The following is a 17786-nucleotide window of genomic DNA, read 5'->3' as shown; positions in this document are numbered from 1 at the left end:
AGTGGTCAGAAGTCGTCAAGCGTTGCTTACTACAATGCCTGGCAACTTCTAACCACTCCTGACTATACTTGACTAAATTTTTATTTCGCCGGGTTTTCGTCGATTCCCAAGCGAGGTAAAGCCGGGTTCAGGATACGCGGAACAATTTTCAGACGAAATACGCGCATACCCGCCATTGTAAAGTCGCAGCTATAAAAATCCCGTTGTTTTACTCCCCGATACACGGCGGTATAATTGACTTTGGGTGGCCAATTGTTGAGCGCCAATTCGGCCGTAATGGCATCGACCGCTTTCCGTAGATTGGAGAAAAAAATGACAGTTGGCTCACGTTGGCGAAGGGTACTTAGGGAGCCAACATGGTTGATCGTTACTTCATAAATTGTTTTTCCGGCGGGGCGAACAGTTGCCATGAATCGTTGAATAAGTAGTGTTTTCGACAAGTTTATCAAAATCATGAATAAGTTGAAAAATAATCGAACTATTTTTCAGAGCCTAAACTTTATTTCCCGTACAGGCGTTTTACCTACAATTACGCCAATCAAAATCCCGACCGTCTCGAACGGCCGGGATTTTTTTGTTGACAATAGGTGTATAAAAAGAAGGAGCGATAACCACTCAGGTCATCGCTCCTTTGGTACTGAACCCTTAGGATTTACTTCTTATACATCACCGATTCAACGGCCTGTAAGGTGCGTTTTACGTTGGGCAAAATCGCTTCGATGAGGGTCGGAGCATAGGGGAGAGGTAAATCCATGCTATTGACCCGGATCACAGGAGCATCCAGATAATCGAACGCGTTGCGCTGGATATTGTACGTTAATTCCGACGAAATCGCAGCCAGTGGCCAGGCTTCTTCCACAATCACGCACCGATTGGTTTTCTTTACCGAGTTGATAATGGTAGCATAATCGATTGGGCGAACTGAACGGAGATCGATCACTTCTGCCGAAACGCCGTTTTTAGCGAGTTCGTCAGCCGCAGCCAATGCCACTTTCATGATCTTGCCAAACGAGACAATCGTTACGTCATTGCCTTCGCGAACCACATTGGCCTGGCCAATAGGAATCAGATATTCTTCTTCGGGAACCTGTCCTTTATCGCCATACATCAGCTCCGACTCCATGAAGATAACCGGATCATTATCGCGAATGGCCGATTTCAACAGGCCTTTGGCGTCGTAAGGGTTTGAAGGAACTACGACTTTCAGGCCGGGGGTATTGGCAAACCAGTTTTCGAAGTTCTGCGAGTGCTGCGACGAGAGCATACCGGCATTACCCGTAGGGCCCCGAAACACAATCGGGCAGGAATATTGCCCGCCCGACATCGACATAACTTTAGCCGCTGAGTTAATGACCTGATCAATTGCCACCAGCGAGAAGTTGAATGTCATGAACTCGATAATAGGACGTAAGCCATTCATAGCCGACCCAACACCAATACCTGCGAAACCAAGCTCGGCAATGGGGGTATCGATTACCCGTTCCGGTCCGAATTCGTCAAGCATACCCTGGCTAACTTTGTAGGCACCATTGTATTCGGCGACTTCTTCGCCCATCAGGTAGACCAGCGGGTCCCGGCGCATTTCTTCCGACATGGCCTCCCGTAGGGCTTCGCGGAACTGTATTTCTCTCATATTGAGTGCATTAATTTCGGTTAGTAACTTACCTAATTGCGCTATCGCATCAGGTGAGGGGCTAAAAATCAGCCAAAATTAGGCAAAATGCCCTGATTCGTCAAATCCGATCAAAAGCTTTCGCGGTTCTTAATCCAGTACACTTATAACGAACAGAAAATTAGCTTGTTTAGGCTGTCTTTGCCCATTGTACGGAATCGCCATGCTGATCCTGACGAGTGGTTACGGGCCGCATGGCTTCACCAATTGTTAAAGAATGTCAAAGATTGTTAAAGAATCATAACGTCATTAACTGGTTGTTTTTGTCACATTACTTTTGCTCTGCTGCTCAGTAATGCAGTGAAAACTAATAGCCCTGGAATGTTGATTCCGCCGTTATGAAAAACCTTTTCCTGTTTCTCCTTTATTTATCGCCTTATCTTTCCTTCAGCCAATCAGGCATTGGGCGCGTGAGTGGTGTGCTGAGTGATTCACTAACGACCAAGCCTGTTCCTTTTGCTACGGTAGCACTTAAAACCGCAGACAACAAGCTCGTTACAGGAGTGACCACCAAGGAAGATGGTGGCTTCCTGCTCGAAACCGTTGCTGTTGGCGAGTATAAACTAGAAATTTCCTTTGTCGGCTATCGGACCAAACTACTGGAGGCTATCAGGATAACGACGGAAAAACCACGGATAGAGCTGGGGCCAATTAAATTGGTACCCGACACGAAGAATTTGAAGGAAGTAGCTGTGGTTGGGCAGAAAACCTTGGTTGAAGATAAAGGCGATCGGCTGGTGTATAATGCAGAAAAAGATGCCACCAATACGGGCGGCACAGCGGCCGACGTGCTTCGTAAAGTACCCATGCTTACGGTTGATCTGGATGGCAATGTAAAAATGCGGGGTAGTGGCAATATTAAAGTGCTGGTGAATGGAAAACCGTCCAGCATTATGGCCCGTAATCTGGCTGATGCGCTTAAACAGATGCCGGCCAACATCATTAAATCGGTGGAGGTGATTACGAGTCCCGGAGCCAAATACGATGCCGAAGGGTCGGCAGGGGTTATCAATATTATTACCAAGAAAGCAATTCAGGGCACCAATGGTACTGTTAATTTGACTTGGGGAAATTTGAATCGGTCAATCGGGGGCAATCTGAACGTGAAGGGCAAGAAACTGGGGGTTGCGATTTCGTTGAATGGCGACCAGTTTCGCGGGATCGGCGAAACCAGTAGCACGCGTACGGCTCTGGCGAACGGAATCCCGACAAGTATTTTAAAGCAGAGTACATTTCGCGATAACACCGGAACGAGCGGATACGGTGAATTGAGCGTTGATTATGATCCCGATACGACAAACCGAATCAACTTTTCGGCGAATGCCTGGGGTGGGGCTTTTCCCAATAATAGCACACTAACTAGCAGCCTTACCGATACGCAGGGAAACGTAATTCAAGCGTACCAGCGCAAGATTCAGTTTCGGAATCCTTTTGGGAATACGGAGTTTAATCTGGGCTGGACCAAATCGTTTAAGAAACCAGGACGGGAGTTTTCGATCCTGACCCAATATGCCCGGATGCCTGATAATTATTATTACACGATTCAGCAAACTGGCATCGAATCAGCCCTGCCGACGTATCTGGAGCGAAGTACAAACCTCAGCCGCAACAATGAATACACGCTCCAGACTGATTACGTACACCCATTGACGGCCCGAACCAAGCAGGACACGCTTAATTTTAAGCTGGAAGCTGGAGCGAAGACGATTTTACGGAATATCGGCAGTGAGTATGTGATTGAACAGGCGACGAGTGGCCTTGAACAGGATTACACGATTGATCCGAATCGGTCGAGCGAATTTACGTATAGCCAGCAGGTTACGTCGGGATATACATCGCTGAAAATAGACTCGAAACGAAAATGGAACCTAACAGCAGGTGCCCGGCTTGAAAACACCTCTATACAGGGCGATTTTGTAACCACGCAAACTCGATTCTCAAACCAGTATCAGAACCTGATTCCTAGTTTTACACTGGCGAAAACCTTCAATACGAAACGTACGGTGAAGGTTAGTTATACCCAACGGATTTCGCGTCCAATGATCTGGTACCTGAATCCATACAAGAACTACAGCGACCCCAAAAATGTGCAGACGGGCAATCCCTATTTAAATCCCGAATTGACTCATGCTACAGAAGTTTCCTACAGCACATTTGGGAAAGAGGGCTCATCGTTTAATGCGGCTTTATTCTGGCGGCAGACGAATAACTCCATCGAATGGCTAACCACTGTCGATGCGCAGGGAGCCGCCTTATCTTCACCGCAGAACATTGGGCGAAATGCCAGCTACGGTGCCAATATGAATGTTACGCTTCAGCCTAATAAACAGACCAATATCAGCCTGAATACCGACCTGACCTATGTTGATCTGACCAGTGTTGCGCTCAATCAGCGAACGAGTGGCTGGGTATGGAGTGTGGGCCCTAATGCATCGTATAAGCTACCAAAAGATTTCACCTTGCAGGCGAATGGCTACGTTAATTCAGGATGGATTTCGTTGCAAAGTCGGAATTCGGGCTGGTATTACTACGGCTTGTCGGCAAAGAAGGAATTCATGGATAAGAAAATCACAATGACACTCAATTTCAATAATCCGTTTAACCGAAGTAATCGGCAGACTGGCGAACAGTTTGCGCCTACGTTTACGGCGCAGAATACATCGCTGTTTGTTAACCGTTCGGTACGCCTGACCTTAAGCTTTAAGTTTGGTCAGATGAGTTCGGGAGGTAAACAGAGTAAAAAAATAAGCAATGACGATGGTCGACGATAAAATTGTCTGCCTAGCGAACAACAGCAAGTTTACCAGCCAGCCCTTCCATGCCATCGGAAGTGACTACTACTATGAGATAAATACCCGTTTGAGCCTGACGCCCCTGATAGTCGATCAGATTCCAGGTGGCCGTTCCGCCCTGCGAACGAGTCTCATAAACCAGTTTGCCGCCTGCATCAAGAATTTTTACAGTTGAATTTTCCGTAAGCCCGCTTATGCCCACATTCCCTGTAAAGTCGGGTCGAACAGGATTCGGGAAAATAGTGATGTTACTCAGCCGATCATTGGGCTCGGTGGCTGGTCCCTGATACGATACCAGCCCATTGGGAGTCTGAATGAATATGGCCCCACGCGTGGGTTCAATCGCTAATGCCTGAATGCTATTGCTGGGTAACGGGCTATTATCGGCCGTGAACGTGTCCAGTAGCTGCGATCCATCGGGAGCCACGTGATAAATACCTTTTTGGGTGCCAATCCATTTCCGATTGCCGCCATCAACGGCTATTGCCGTAATCAGTTCGTTGGCCAATAGTCGGCGACGGTTCAGAATAGGCGGCTGGGCATCAATAACCGAATCGAAGGCACCCGCTGGGTTATCGAAGATGGTTGGCCCTAAGTCCGTACCTACCCAAATAACGCCATTTCGATCTTTCACCAGCGCACGAACGCTGTTGGTCAGTAAGCCACCCTGGCCGGTTTGAGTGGTCAGGTAGCGACTACGATTGGTTTGCGGATCGACAACCAACAACCCTCCGCCGAGGTCAGGCCGAAGCCATAGAAAACCATTGTCATCAGGTACGATCTGGACAATGTTGGTTTGTGTGACAACGGGGAACGATTGGAAGGTGCCGTCGGGGCGTCGTACATGCAATGTGGCTGACTGGGATGAAACGGTTCGCTCGGTTGTGATCCACAGATTGCCTTCTGAGTCGGTTGCCAGACTAGTGATGAATGGGCTGATCGTAGCCGGAAGCGTAACGGGAGTTGGTGGCTGATCGCCCGATTGATTCCACAAACCAGAGCCAAACGTGCTTAGGTAAAGGCGCTGTTCGGAAGGGAGAAAAACCGCAGAATTAAATCCACGAGTCAAGCCATTTATTGAATTAGCCACCCAACGATTATCTGTTACCGAAAAGGCTTCATAGGGAGGCTGGTTGGTTGATAGGGTTGTTGCGTCCAGCGGGCCAATGGGTAACGTTACGAGTGTTTGCGGATAGGCGTATAGACCTACATACTGATCGCGGGTAGGGCCCTCAGGGGCGATGCGCTGAAATTGTCCCGCATTACCATAGAGTAGACCGTTCTGGGTGTCGGCTACCCAAATTGTTGTGCCATCAGTAACTACTTCGCGAGGGTTGGTCAGAAGAGCCCCGCTAAATGTCAGCGGGTTTGGAAGAAGAATAGAGCGGTTGGTAGCGACTACAGGCCCTGTTGCTGAAGGGAATAAACGAACAATCGGGTCGGTAATGGAGCGAAACAAAACCCAGGAACCCGTATTCCTCAGATAGATTCCGGTTCCATTTACAGAAACATACAGCCGATTCTGATCAACAACCAATGAACTCATATACGGCGCTGGTTCTGCTACATTTCGCCAATTGGCTGGGTCAACGATATTTACATTGGCTGCAAATCGGATAGAGCGCAGGCGAAGGCCCGTATCGGTAGTACGTGCTGGCCCCGTCAGGGCATACAGACTATCGGTGGTAGCCACTGTCTGATAAATGGGAAGGGGCGTACCATCGGTACGCTGGCTGAAGTAAGTATCCTTGATTTCATTCTTGACCAGGTCCAAAACTACCAACCCAAAATCGGTGCTGAGGTAAGCGTTATTGCCAACGCGGTTTATATGGTAAATGGACCGAGCGGCTGGTAAGGTAGAAGCCGCTACGATGGTGTTGACATTAGTGACCGTTTCGGGTTCTCCCTGTGCGGTCAAGGTTATAAAATCGAGATTGCCACTCCGATAGGCAATGAGTAATCTGGATTGATCGGTCAGGTAAAGGAGTCGGCTGATACCTACATCACTGAGTCCCGAATTCTTGGTTAGGGCTGTTGTTTCCTGGGTAGTCTTATCATAATAAAAGAAGCCATTCTGCGTAGCAGCGTAAACTTTGTTACCTACTACGGCTACCGACTGCCCCGATTGATAGCTAACGTGCGCTTGCCAGGTACCAATCTGAGCAAAAGAATACGGAGTGATGAACAGTGAAAGATGAAGAATGAAAAATAAGTACCCGAACGAGCTAGCTACTTTTCTAGGCCACAGTGTATAAGGGACTCTATTTCTTTTACAATTCATCATTCATCATTCCTAACGTCTTCATACGCCCATTCCTTTCGTACGGCCTCGTCGCCCAGGTTAAAACATCGGCGACAACGGGCTTCGTAGCTGTCGGTTTCGCCCAGGAGTACCCGTTCCTGCGAAGGCACAAGGCGGTATGAGTATTGAGCAATGTCGCCACAAACCACGCAAATGGCATGTACTTTTGTCACGTATTCAGCAATTCCCATCAACTGGGGCATACAGCCGAAGGGATTACCGGCAAAGTCCATATCGAGCCCGGCCACGATAACTCGTTTGCCCTGATTAGCCAGCTCATTGCATATGGAGACGATTTCTTTATCAAAAAACTGGGCTTCGTCAACGCCAACCACTTCGCAGTCACCGGCCAATAATAAAATTTGGCTCGCTGTTTGCACAGGAGTAGAATGAATCGCCAGGGCCGAGTGTGAAACGATGTTTTCTGCGTGATAGCGGTTGTCCAGAGCAGGCTTAAAAATCTGCACCTTTAGTTTGGCAATTCGGGCACGGTTAAGCCGACGGATCAGTTCTTCCGTCTTTCCGGAGAACATTGATCCGCAGATGACCTCAATCCAGCCCGTGCGCAGATGAGGTGGATCACGTCGGCGGGAAGGTTCAATAAACATGAGTAAGTGATAAAAACGTAACGACTATAACCAACTTGTACCTTAAACGTATATGAATTCCCGGCAAGGACATTGCTTCATATATCCTCACGGATTGCCCGTTGTCGGACTAAACTATGGGTTACAGCCCGCTGCATTTGATTTCTTCAGTGATAACAGTCGGTTTGTGGCCGAAAGCTATATATTTACAAAACAAAGGCTTTTCCTAATGTCGAACAAGTTTAACGCCAACGCTCTTACTGAATATAGCAAGACCTATGCTCGCCGGATTGCCGCTGATTTTTATCAGCAGCATACGACGATCAATGGTCAGCAAATTATGTCATTGACGCCCATTAGTCAGATAAATCTGTTTATTATCAGTAGCTTATCCGACAAATGGCAGGCCGATGCCGAAAAATTCAGAAGCCCTTATTTCGACTTTACGAACGAAGAAGTACAGGAGGCATTGCAAAACTTCATGAACGTTGTTTCGCAGTATATCTCCGTTCGACGTGAACATCTCGAGCCTTTACTGGCCGATGCTGTCCGACGTACGATTATTATGATTTTTGATCCTCGTGCCTATTTCGATGATGTGCTGCGGAGCCAGCCCGATTTTACCGTGACAGCGGCTGCGATGAAGCAAATCACGCGTTATACGAAGATTAACCAGTTTATTCCGACGTACATTACGCAGCGAATGAACGGAAAATCGTTCATTTATGTGAATCAGGCGTTAATTTACCTGGATGAAGCCCTGACACAGAAAGGGAGCGAACTGGAACCATACGATAAGTTTGTGGCGCTCTTCTCAGAAAAGCTTCCCATGAGTGTGTCGACTTTACTTCGTAGCCATGTTCATGATAGTTTACTGGCTACACCAACCCGTTCATTTTTTGATACAGCCACCGAATCGTCAATCCCTCCTGCTCCGCTGGTGCCCGTCGAATCCGTTCCTGAGAGCGAAGCGCCCCCTGCTGTAGCACCCCAGCCTGATCCGACACCTGATGCTGATCGTTCAGAAACAGGTAGCACTGCTGGCCCTATGTTTCTCTCGGGTTCGTCGGGCCCTGAACCGGTAGCCCCTATTAGTCAGCCCTCGCAGTTAGAAACCGGAGCGATCAGCCCACCCACAACAACCGAAGTTAAACCCATTGCTGTGCCGAATGATGTGCCAGCTACACTCAATGATACCCTACGGGAAACGGTAACAACAGAGCCAGCTACCGTCGCTGAGACATTCCACCGGGCTCCTATCGAAAGTGTGGCCCGTAGTATATCGCTGAATCAAAAATTTCGGTTTATCAATCAGCTTTTCAATGGCAATGCCAATGCCTACAACCAGGCGGTCGACGAAATTGATAAACTGAGCAATTACGGTGAGGCATTGGACCTTATTTCGTATCGTTATGCTTCCCAGTATATGTGGGACATGAGTAGCGATGAAGTTAGTGAACTGGTCGAAATTTTAAAACGTCGGTTTGCCTAATCTCTGGCAATAAGTATCTTCTTTGCTGATTAATGTATCTTTTGGGGTTTGTGTTCGTCCAATGAATTACCCTGCTTCTGGAGGCTGTTTATCAGTTTTGCTCATAAGCAACGGTAGCTCAAAACGATTGTTGAACCGGACCTCAAACGATTTTGCGAACTGTTTACCTGCTCTGTATAGCCGGATGGTTGGCGTCATCGGCTGCTTTTTCACAAACCGATACACCCCTGCACCGGGATGCTGATATAAGTCGGTACTTGCAGGATTTGTTTCCCGTTCAAACAGAGGGGGTTGATTATCAGGCTATCTATGATGCTCTGGCGCAACTCTATGCCAATCCGATCGACCTCAACACGGCCACTCGCGACGAACTGGAAGCAACGTATCTGCTCTCAGAACGCCAACTAACCAGTTTGGCGGCCTATCGGGCTGAATTCGGAGATTTGTTGTCAATCTATGAACTTCAGGCAGTACCCAACTTCGACTTAGCAACAATCCGGCGTTTGCTTCCTTTCATCACAGTGGCAGGCAACCGAAGCCTGTTAGGCAATTTGCCTACACCTACTGATAATTATCTGATTGTTCGCTATGAGCGTGTGCTGGAAGAACAAAAAGGTTTTTCGGAAGCAACGCCCGATAAAAAAGGTAATCTGCCTACCCGGTATGTAGGTGATGCCAACCAATGGTACGTTCGGTATCGCTACAGTCGTCCCCGTGCTTTTAGTTTCGGGCTAACTCTGGAAAAAGACCCCGGTGAACGAGTCGACTGGCAACCCGGAAACCACCATTATGGGGCTGATTACGTTTCATTTCATGCACAGGTTCAAAATAGAGGTCGCTGGAAAAACATCCTGCTGGGCGATTATCAATTGCAGGTAGGGCAGGGCCTGGTGCTTTCGGCAGGCTTTGTGCTTGGAAAAAGCGCCGAAACGGTGCAAACGGTCCGGCGACCAACACTGGGTGCACGTCCGTACACATCATTGACGGAATACGGTTACTTTCGGGGTATGACGGCTACCTATGCTGTCAATCGAAACCTTAATTTAACCCTGCTGGTATCGCGAAATCGCCGGGATGCTAATACAGACAGCTCAGATACCGACCTGGTGGCTACGTCGCTACAAACGTCGGGGCTTCATCGGACGCAATCTGAACGAGACGATCAGGGTAGTTTGGTGGAAACCAACCTGGGTGCTCATCTCCTTTTCCAGAATCGCCATCAATTGCAGTTGGGACTTACGGTACTGCGTACCATCTACGATACGTTTTTTCAAAAACGAGATCAGCCCTACAATGCGTACGAGTTTACAGGGACGCATAATCTTGTTTTGGGGATGCATGGGGGATACATCTGGCACAACTGGAATTTATTCGGTGAATTGGCGCGTAGTAGTGGCTCTACTACAAATTCGGGCGGATTGGGGTTTGTGGGTGGCGCGTTGGCCAGCCTGACTAAAAAACTGGATATGGCTATTGTCCTGCGGCATTACGATCGAAATTTCCACAGCTTTTATGGAAATGCCTTTAGCGAAGGAAGTCGGAATAGCAATGAAGAAGGAGCCTATCTTGGCTTAAAATATACCCTCTACCGGAAGCTGACCGTAGGCGGCTTTGTGGATTATTTTAATTTCCCCTGGCTAAAATACCTGGTCGACAAGCCATCAAATGGGTTCGATTATCTGCTTCAGTTACGATACACTCCCAATCGGCAAACCGCCTTTTATGGTGTGTATCATGAAGAACATAAGCAAAAGAATCTGACACTCGACAAACAAAAAGACGTAGTTGGTACTACCCGAAGAAGTTATGCCCTTAATGCCGAATATACGCTCTTGCGTGGTCTGGCATTGCGGTCGCGTATACAGTGGGGAAGTTTTGTCTACGCAGGCCAACCCGCTTCCAATGGATTTACGCTGGTGCAGGATGCTACGTGGGATTATCGTCGATTCAGCCTTAGCGGACGCATCGCGTTATTTGGAACGGACGATTACGACAGTCGACAATATGTGTATGAACGTGATGTGCTCTATGCGTTTTCGTTTCCGGCTTACTTTAATCACGGTGTTCGTCATTATTTGCTGGCCCAGTACAGCCTGAGTCGACATCTGGATATATGGGCGCGCTGGGCCAGAACAGACTACACCAACCAGACCACCGTTGGGTCAGATTTAGACCAGATTAATGCGCCACACAAAACAGAAGTGAAGCTACAGGCCCGGTGGCGGTTTTGACCGATCTGCCAATGATCCGCTTGGAAATCGGGCAAAGAAGAAATGAGGTTGCTTGAAGCGCAGGCTCTATAGGCGCAGTTGGAACCTCGATGAATCCGTTAGGTACTCTATGTCGGTATGAAGACACCTATGCCAAGCCCGATCAGACACTTTTCGCTGAAGCTATAGCTATGAGAAAAGGGGCTGACCAGTTCGAGCCTGTTATTTTTCCATTTCCCGAATTAGTTTATTGGCGTTGATAAACTCGTTTAGTTCGGGAACGTGCGACTGAGTAAGGGTTGTACTGTTGCCTTCCCAAAGTTTTTCGCCCTGGTATAGAAACATAATTTTCTCCCCAATTTCCATCATCGAGTTCATATCGTGTGTAATGACAACGGTTGTGATCTGAAACTCATCGGTGATTTCGGAGATGAGCTGATCTATTTTGATCGAAGTAAGCGGATCAAGGCCCGAGTTGGGCTCGTCGCAGAATAAATACTTGGGATTCAGGACGATGGCCCGCGCAATACCAACCCGTTTTTTCATACCGCCACTAATTTCGGAAGGCATCCGATCGGCCGCTGCTTCAAGACCTACCCGGCGCAGGCATTCGTGAGCGCGATCCAGCTTTTCGCTTTCGGCCTGTTCGGTGAGCATATCGAGCGGGAACCGGACGTTTTCGAGCACAGTTTTTGAGTCGAACAGGGCAGACCCCTGAAACAGAACCCCCATCTCACGGCGGATCGCTTTTTGTTCATTCAGATCGCTTTCCAGGAAATTACGGCCATCGTACAGAACCTCGCCCGAATCTGGCTTCACCAACCCAATCATACACTTGAGCAATACGCTTTTTCCCGTACCACTACTACCAATGACCAGACTCGTATCGCCCTGCTTAAACGTACCACTAACGCCCGCCAGAATCTGGCGCCCACCGAAGGACTTGGCTATGTTTTTAATTTCAATCATCGGATCAATGGCTGAATGACTGAATGATAGAGTGATAGAATAAAAACAACTTGCGTCAGCCTATTCAATCATTCAACGATTCAATCATTCAAAATTACGTGAGTAACAGCTGGGTTAAAATAAAGTCGGCGGCTACGATCGCTACGCAGCTATTGGTTACGGCTGCTGTTGAGGCTGCACCAACTTCGAGCGCCCCTCCGCGTACGTTGTAACCTCTGTAAGCCGAAATCGTGGAGATTAGAAAGGCAAAGACTACGGTTTTGATAAGAGCGAACGTGACGCCAAACGGCTTGTACTCAAAACGAAGACCCGATACATAATCTTCTGAAGAAATAACCCCAGCCAGTGTTCCGGCAATGTATCCGCCTAGTATTGCCAGAAAACCAGCCATAATAACCAGCAAAGGAAACATTAGTACGGAAGCAATCACTTTGGGGAGTACCAGATAGGAACTGGAATTGATACCCATTACCTCCAGCGCGTCGATCTGCTCCGTAATGCGCATGGTGCCTAGCTCACTGGCAATATTCGAACCTACTTTTCCGGCTAGTACAATACAGGATAAGGTAGGGGCTAATTCCAGAATCGAACTGTCGCGGACAATCAGAGCAATAATATTTTTGGGCACGAACGGATTGGTAAGATTATAGGCCGTTTGTACACAGGTGACCGCACCAATAAACGAGTTGACGAGCGCCACAATAAAGATTGAACCAACCCCGATGTTGGTACACTCATTGAGAATGAGGCTCACATAAACGCGAAACTTCTCCGGGTTACGGAACAACGTACCCAAAAAGATAAAATAACTGCCTAATCGTGACATAAACCAGTAGCCAGAACTGTATACGTGTACAGTGAATGATAGTCATTCGAAAGAACCCTCGTAAAGATAGAATGGTTTCTGACGTAACTTGCGCCGTAGGCTAAACCATGCGTTTTCTGCATCGGCAAAATGCCTGACAGCGCTGTTTTGTATATGAATCCATTACTTGTTGTTACGGGAGGTACCAAAGGGATCGGTCGCGCCATTGCCAATCGGTTTGTAGCGGAAGGATTTGAGGCTATCGTATGTGCCCGGTCGGTTGATGGCGTAAAAGGCCCCGGTCTGCTGCCGATTGCCGCTGATTTATCGACTCGTTCGGGCGTGAATACCTTGTTGGCATACATCCAATCGTTAGGCCGTCCTGTCGATGTGTTAGTAAATAATACGGGTATTTTTTTGCCTGGCGAAATTCATCAGGAGGCCGAGGGCACCTTTGAGACGCTAATGAATACGAACGTTGCCAGTGCCTATCACCTGACGCGCGGACTGGTTGGGGATATGATTTCGCGTCGGCAGGGCCATATTTTTATGATGTGTTCTACAGCCAGTATCACCGCCTATACCAACGGTGGGTCATATTGCATTTCAAAATTTGCCCTTTTGGGTATGAGCCGGGTACTACGCGAAGAGTTGAAACCCCATGACGTAAAGGTTACGGCTATTTTACCAGGGGCTACTCTGACGGCTAGCTGGGAGGGGACCGATCTGCCCGAAGAGCGATTTATGAAAGCTGAGGATGTCGCCAACAGCGCCTGGGCGGCTTACTCGCTGTCAAAAAGTGCTGTAGTTGAGGAAATTTTAATTCGTCCACAACTTGGCGATATTTAATCGTTGCGACGAATTATGATTCCTGGACGATAAAGTATGTTTAAACTCCTTGGCCTTAATGGCTATTGACTGACCACTCTTTCGTAACTTGCACGCTCTTCATCGTTCTTGTACACTGACCATTATTCATTGTTAAACTGATTATTGCTACGAATGGCTTCCGTTGAGTATTTAGGTATTGACGTTGGCGGCACAAACGTCAAGATGGGCATTGTCGATGCCAATACGGGTAAAATTTCAAACTTCTATAGCCACGATACCATCAGTTGGCGCGAATCGGGCCACTTTATTGAGCGCTTTGGCGATGCCGTTGCCCTTCAACTGTTAAGCAACAAAGACGTAAAAAAAGTCGGTATTGGCCTGCCCGGTATGCTAAACCGTGAGCGAACGATCCCACTCGAAATCACGGCTATTCCAGAAATCAATGGGGAGCCGATGGTTGAGTTGCTGACCAAGCGGTTTCCAGGAATTCAGTTTTTCTTAGCGAACGATGCCAACGCGGCTGCTTTAGGTGAATATTATTTTGCCGAAGAGCGCATCACCGAAAATTACATTTTCATTACACTAGGTACAGGTGTTGGCGGAGCCGCCATCATCAATAAGAAAATTTTTACCGGGGGTGATGGGAACGCTATGGAACCGGGCCATATTCCCTCGCGGAATGGTCGGGTGCTGGAACGTAACATCGGTAAAGTGGAATTGCTTCAACTGGCCAATGAGCGCCGGAAAAGTTATACGGGCGAAACCCATTTGCCTGACGATGGTAATATTTCGACCACCGGACTCGTAGCGGCTGCCGCAGAAGGCGACGACCTCGCTCTGCAAATCTGGACGGAGGTAGGCGAAATGTTAGGTGAGGGTCTGGCGGCTCTGATCAAAATTCTGGATATCAAACAGGTCCTGATTGGTGGAGGATTATCGGCTTCCTTCGATTATATTTTACCCGCTGTAAACAAAACGCTCGATTACTGGCTGAATCCTTACTATAAGAATGGGCTGAGCATAAAGCGGGCCACCCTTGGTAATGATGCAGGTTTGCTGGGGGCCGCTTCACTTTGCTTTGAGTAAGCCAATTACCGAAACAAGCCTAAAGAACGTAGTGCCGTGAATGAAACTACTTACACTCACGGTACTACGTTCTTTAGGCTTTTATGAATCCTTACCTGATAATATTGACTTCGGGGGTGATCGTAATACCATATTTCTCCTGAACAGACTCCTGCACGTGTTGAGCAAGGGCCAGAATCTGGTTGCCCGTTGCTTTGTCGTAATTCACCAGCACAAGCGCCTGTTTGGTGTGAACGCCCGCATCCCCCGATCGGTACCCTTTCCAGCCAGCCTGCTCAATAAGCCAGCCCGCCGGAACCTTTACGAAATCGTCGTTGACAGGATAGCCTGGTAACGTTGGATAATCCAGTTTTAGTTGGTCGAACTGAGATTTAGGGATTTCTGGGTTTTTGAAGAAACTGCCTGCATTACCAATCTGCGCCGGGTCGGGCAGCTTGCTCTGCCGGATTTGAATAACAGCGTCACTGATGGCTTTAATCGTCAGGTGTTCTTCCGAAACCCCCATCTCAGCTAGTGTTTCCTGAATAGCCCCGTACCGTGTATGAAAAGTTGGAGACTTATCTAATCGAAAGGTGACACTCGTGATGATGTACTGCCCTTTGAGTTCACGCTTGAAAACGCTTTCCCGATAGCCAAATGCACAATCGGCATGGCTGAACGTCCGGGTATGCCCCGTCTGAATATGCACAGCCGTTAATGAGTCGAACACCTGCTCCAACTCAACGCCATAAGCACCAATGTTTTGCATGGGTGCTGCGCCAACGGTGCCGGGTATAAGCGATAAATTTTCAATGCCTGCATACCCCTGGTCGACACAGTACATGACCAGGTGGTGCCAATTCACTCCTCCGCCCGCTTTTACATAAATATGGGTATCATCTTCTCGTACCACCTGGATACCTTGAAGGCTGATTTTAACGGCCAGTCCATCAAAATTCTGGCAAAGAAGTACATTACTCCCTCCGCCAAGAATTAATTTGGGGGTATCGAGAAATTCAGCTAGTTGAAGCAACGTTTGAAGATCGTCCTCGTTGCTAATATCGACCCAATAGCGTGCGCTGGCATCAATTCGAAACGTATTATACGGTTTAAGCGACACGTAGCTCTGTATACTCAGCATGTATTCGACTTGATAAGAACCCAAAATTAACTAAAATCCAGCATGGGTTTATACCGCAGCATAAAGGGTTAAGGAATTGAAAAAATAAAATGGCTATTTTTGCGTCATGCGGAATAAGGTTATGCATTGTAAATTAGGCATATTGCTGGTACTTGGTGTACTGACTATGTCGGGCTGTGCCAGTAGTCGTTCGGTCTCGTCAAGCGGTTCGTCAGTCGATTACAACAGTTATAACGAAGATCTGGCTTCTGTACGACCTGTATATAATCCGAATCCCACTGCCTCTAACCCAACAACTACGAGTCGTCCGACTAACCCAACGACTGCCTCCACAACGACTCCTCGTCGCCCAGATAATCGAAAACCGAACGCACCCATTGAAGCTTTACATATAAATCGTAAACTTGATCTGGTTTTGGATACGATAGCCACTCAAAACAGGTCGATTCGGTATGCACCTGGTTATCGAATTCAGGTGTATGTAGGAAATCAGCGTCAGGAAGCTGAAGCGGCTAAATTGCTGATCTCTCAGAATTTTCCAGAGTTGAGCCCTTATCTGACTTATAATCAGCCAACCTATAAACTTAAAGTGGGCGACTTCATGCGTCGGTTAGATGCGGAACGGTATTATTCATCCATTCATCGATTCGTATCTGCGGCCCAATTACAACCCGATAAAGTGGATATACGGCGTAGCCTATTAATAAAGTAATTTAAGATTTTGACAAATAGATGTTAACTTAGAAGCTAATGTGTAAACTTTGCACGTGCTTCAACCTAGATTGTAAGGATTTATGAAAAAAGCGTTAATTACTGGGATTACCGGGCAGGATGGTGCCTATTTAACAGAGCTGTTGTTAGCAAAAGGATACGAAGTCCACGGTATTAAGCGCCGGAGCTCACTATTCAACACGCAACGGATCGACCATCTCTATGAAGATCCGCATGAGAAAAAAGTACACCTGAAGCTTCACTATGGTGATCTGTCAGATTCTACCAATGTGATCCGTATCATTCAGGAAGTACAACCCGACGAGATTTATAACCTCGGCGCTATGTCGCACGTGCGGGTAAGTTTCGATGAACCTGAATATACAGCTCAGGTTGATGGCATTGGTACACTACGGATTCTGGAAGCCGTTCGGCTGTTGGGGTTAACCAAAAAGACCCGCATTTACCAGGCTTCTACATCTGAGTTATACGGTGGGGTTCAGGGACATGCTCAGTCAGAAACAACTCCATTCTATCCGCGCTCTCCGTATGCCGTTGCTAAATTGTATGGTTACTGGATTACGGTTAACTATCGCGAAGCGTACGATATGTTTGCCTGCAACGGGATTCTGTTTAACCACGAATCGCCACTGCGGGGTGAGACGTTCGTAACGCGTAAAATTACCCGTGCCGTTGCTCGTATTGGTTTAGGTTTGCAGGACAAAGTATACATGGGTAATCTGGACTCCCTACGCGACTGGGGCCATGCTAAAGATTATGTAGAAGCCATGTATCTGATCCTGCAACAGGACAAACCCGAAGATTATGTGATCGCTACGGGTGTAACGACCAGCGTTCGTGATTTTATTCGGATGGCATTTGCCGAAATTGGTGTTGAACTGGCCTTTTCGGGTGAAGGTGATGCGGAAGTGGGTACTGTGGTTAGTTCAACGAATCCCGACTTCCCGGTTGAAATCGGCAAAGCCGTTGTTTGCATAGATCCTCGCTATTACCGTCCAACCGAAGTTGATTTGCTGCTTGGCGATCCAACCAAAGCCATGACGCAACTGAACTGGCAGCCCAAATATGATTTGCCAGCTCTGGTGAAAGATATGATGACAGCAGATATTGACCTCTTCCGTCGTGACCAACTCCTGGCAAGAAGTGGGCATCAGATTCTGAATTATTACGAATAGAAACAAAAGGTGT

Annotated in this window: 14 protein-coding genes; 7 read left to right on the top strand and 7 right to left on the bottom strand. The window is 47.7% G+C overall.

Annotation, left to right across the window (positions count from 1 at the left end):
• Nucleotides 1–80: 80 nt before the first annotated feature.
• Both B153_RS0110630 and B153_RS0110625 read right to left on the bottom strand, forming a co-directional pair.
• Nucleotides 81–410: a hypothetical protein gene (locus B153_RS0110630; protein ID WP_020596686.1), complete on the bottom strand. Its 330-nt coding sequence runs from the start codon at nucleotides 408–410 to the stop codon at nucleotides 81–83.
• 242 nt (nucleotides 411–652) lie between these two features.
• Nucleotides 653–1633, bottom strand: a complete 981-nt coding sequence (locus B153_RS0110625) for a pyruvate dehydrogenase complex E1 component subunit beta (RefSeq protein WP_020596685.1) — start codon at nucleotides 1631–1633, stop codon at nucleotides 653–655.
• Nucleotides 1634–2010: 377 nt separating this feature from the next.
• Between B153_RS0110625 and B153_RS0110620 the strand changes: the two genes are divergently transcribed.
• A complete protein-coding gene (locus B153_RS0110620) occupies nucleotides 2011–4443 on the top strand; it encodes a TonB-dependent receptor (protein WP_020596684.1) in 2433 nt (810 codons plus the stop codon).
• 10 nt (nucleotides 4444–4453) lie between these two features.
• Here B153_RS0110620 and porZ read toward each other — a convergent pair whose 3' ends face one another.
• A complete protein-coding gene (porZ, locus tag B153_RS0110615; RefSeq protein WP_020596683.1) occupies nucleotides 4454–6748 on the bottom strand; it encodes a type IX secretion system anionic LPS delivery protein PorZ in 2295 nt (764 codons plus the stop codon).
• Entirely contained in the window at nucleotides 6745–7374 is a 630-nt protein-coding gene (locus B153_RS0110610) for a thymidine kinase (RefSeq protein ID WP_020596682.1), read from the bottom strand. The genes porZ and B153_RS0110610 overlap by 4 nt, the downstream gene beginning before the upstream one ends.
• A 208-nt stretch (nucleotides 7375–7582) precedes the next feature.
• Here B153_RS0110610 and B153_RS0110605 point away from each other — a divergent pair, with 208 nt between their 5' ends.
• Both B153_RS0110605 and B153_RS0110600 read left to right on the top strand, forming a co-directional pair.
• A complete protein-coding gene (locus B153_RS0110605) occupies nucleotides 7583–8845 on the top strand; it encodes a hypothetical protein (RefSeq protein ID WP_020596681.1) in 1263 nt (420 codons plus the stop codon).
• Between the two features lie 152 nt (nucleotides 8846–8997).
• Nucleotides 8998–11076, top strand: a complete 2079-nt coding sequence (locus B153_RS0110600; RefSeq protein ID WP_020596680.1) for a ComEA family DNA-binding protein — start codon at nucleotides 8998–9000, stop codon at nucleotides 11074–11076.
• A gap of 201 nt (nucleotides 11077–11277) precedes the next feature.
• On the opposite strand, the gene B153_RS0110595 is transcribed toward B153_RS0110600, so the two are convergent.
• Entirely contained in the window at nucleotides 11278–12024 is a 747-nt protein-coding gene (locus tag B153_RS0110595; RefSeq protein WP_020596679.1) for an ABC transporter ATP-binding protein, read from the bottom strand.
• 94 nt (nucleotides 12025–12118) lie between these two features.
• On the bottom strand, nucleotides 12119–12850 hold the full coding sequence (locus tag B153_RS0110590) for an MlaE family ABC transporter permease (protein WP_020596678.1): 732 nt from the start codon (nucleotides 12848–12850) through the stop codon (nucleotides 12119–12121).
• A gap of 153 nt (nucleotides 12851–13003) precedes the next feature.
• Between B153_RS0110590 and B153_RS0110585 the strand changes: the two genes are divergently transcribed.
• Together B153_RS0110585 and B153_RS0110580 are read left to right on the top strand one after the other, a co-directional pair.
• A complete protein-coding gene (locus B153_RS0110585; RefSeq protein WP_026262057.1) occupies nucleotides 13004–13678 on the top strand; it encodes an SDR family oxidoreductase in 675 nt (224 codons plus the stop codon).
• A 153-nt stretch (nucleotides 13679–13831) separates the two neighbouring features.
• The gene (locus tag B153_RS0110580) at nucleotides 13832–14746 is read left to right on the top strand and encodes an ROK family protein (protein WP_020596676.1); all 915 of its coding nucleotides are present in this window, start codon (nucleotides 13832–13834) and stop codon (nucleotides 14744–14746) included.
• Between the two features lie 91 nt (nucleotides 14747–14837).
• Here B153_RS0110580 and murB read toward each other — a convergent pair whose 3' ends face one another.
• A complete protein-coding gene (gene murB, locus B153_RS0110575) occupies nucleotides 14838–15866 on the bottom strand; it encodes a UDP-N-acetylmuramate dehydrogenase (RefSeq protein WP_020596675.1) in 1029 nt (342 codons plus the stop codon).
• A gap of 121 nt (nucleotides 15867–15987) precedes the next feature.
• On the opposite strand from murB, the gene B153_RS37630 reads away from it, so the two are divergent.
• Together B153_RS37630 and gmd are read left to right on the top strand one after the other, a co-directional pair.
• On the top strand, nucleotides 15988–16578 hold the full coding sequence (locus B153_RS37630; RefSeq protein WP_026262056.1) for an SPOR domain-containing protein: 591 nt from the start codon (nucleotides 15988–15990) through the stop codon (nucleotides 16576–16578).
• A gap of 82 nt (nucleotides 16579–16660) precedes the next feature.
• Complete coding sequence (gene gmd / locus B153_RS0110565) at nucleotides 16661–17773, top strand: GDP-mannose 4,6-dehydratase (protein ID WP_020596673.1); 1113 nt, start codon at nucleotides 16661–16663, stop codon at nucleotides 17771–17773.
• Nucleotides 17774–17786: the final 13 nt, after the last annotated feature.

The organism is Spirosoma panaciterrae DSM 21099 (genome assembly GCF_000374025.1).
In the GTDB taxonomy this organism is placed as follows: Bacteria; Bacteroidota; Bacteroidia; order Cytophagales; family Spirosomataceae; genus Spirosoma; species Spirosoma panaciterrae.
This window is presented reverse-complemented; position numbering and strand designations above follow the sequence as displayed.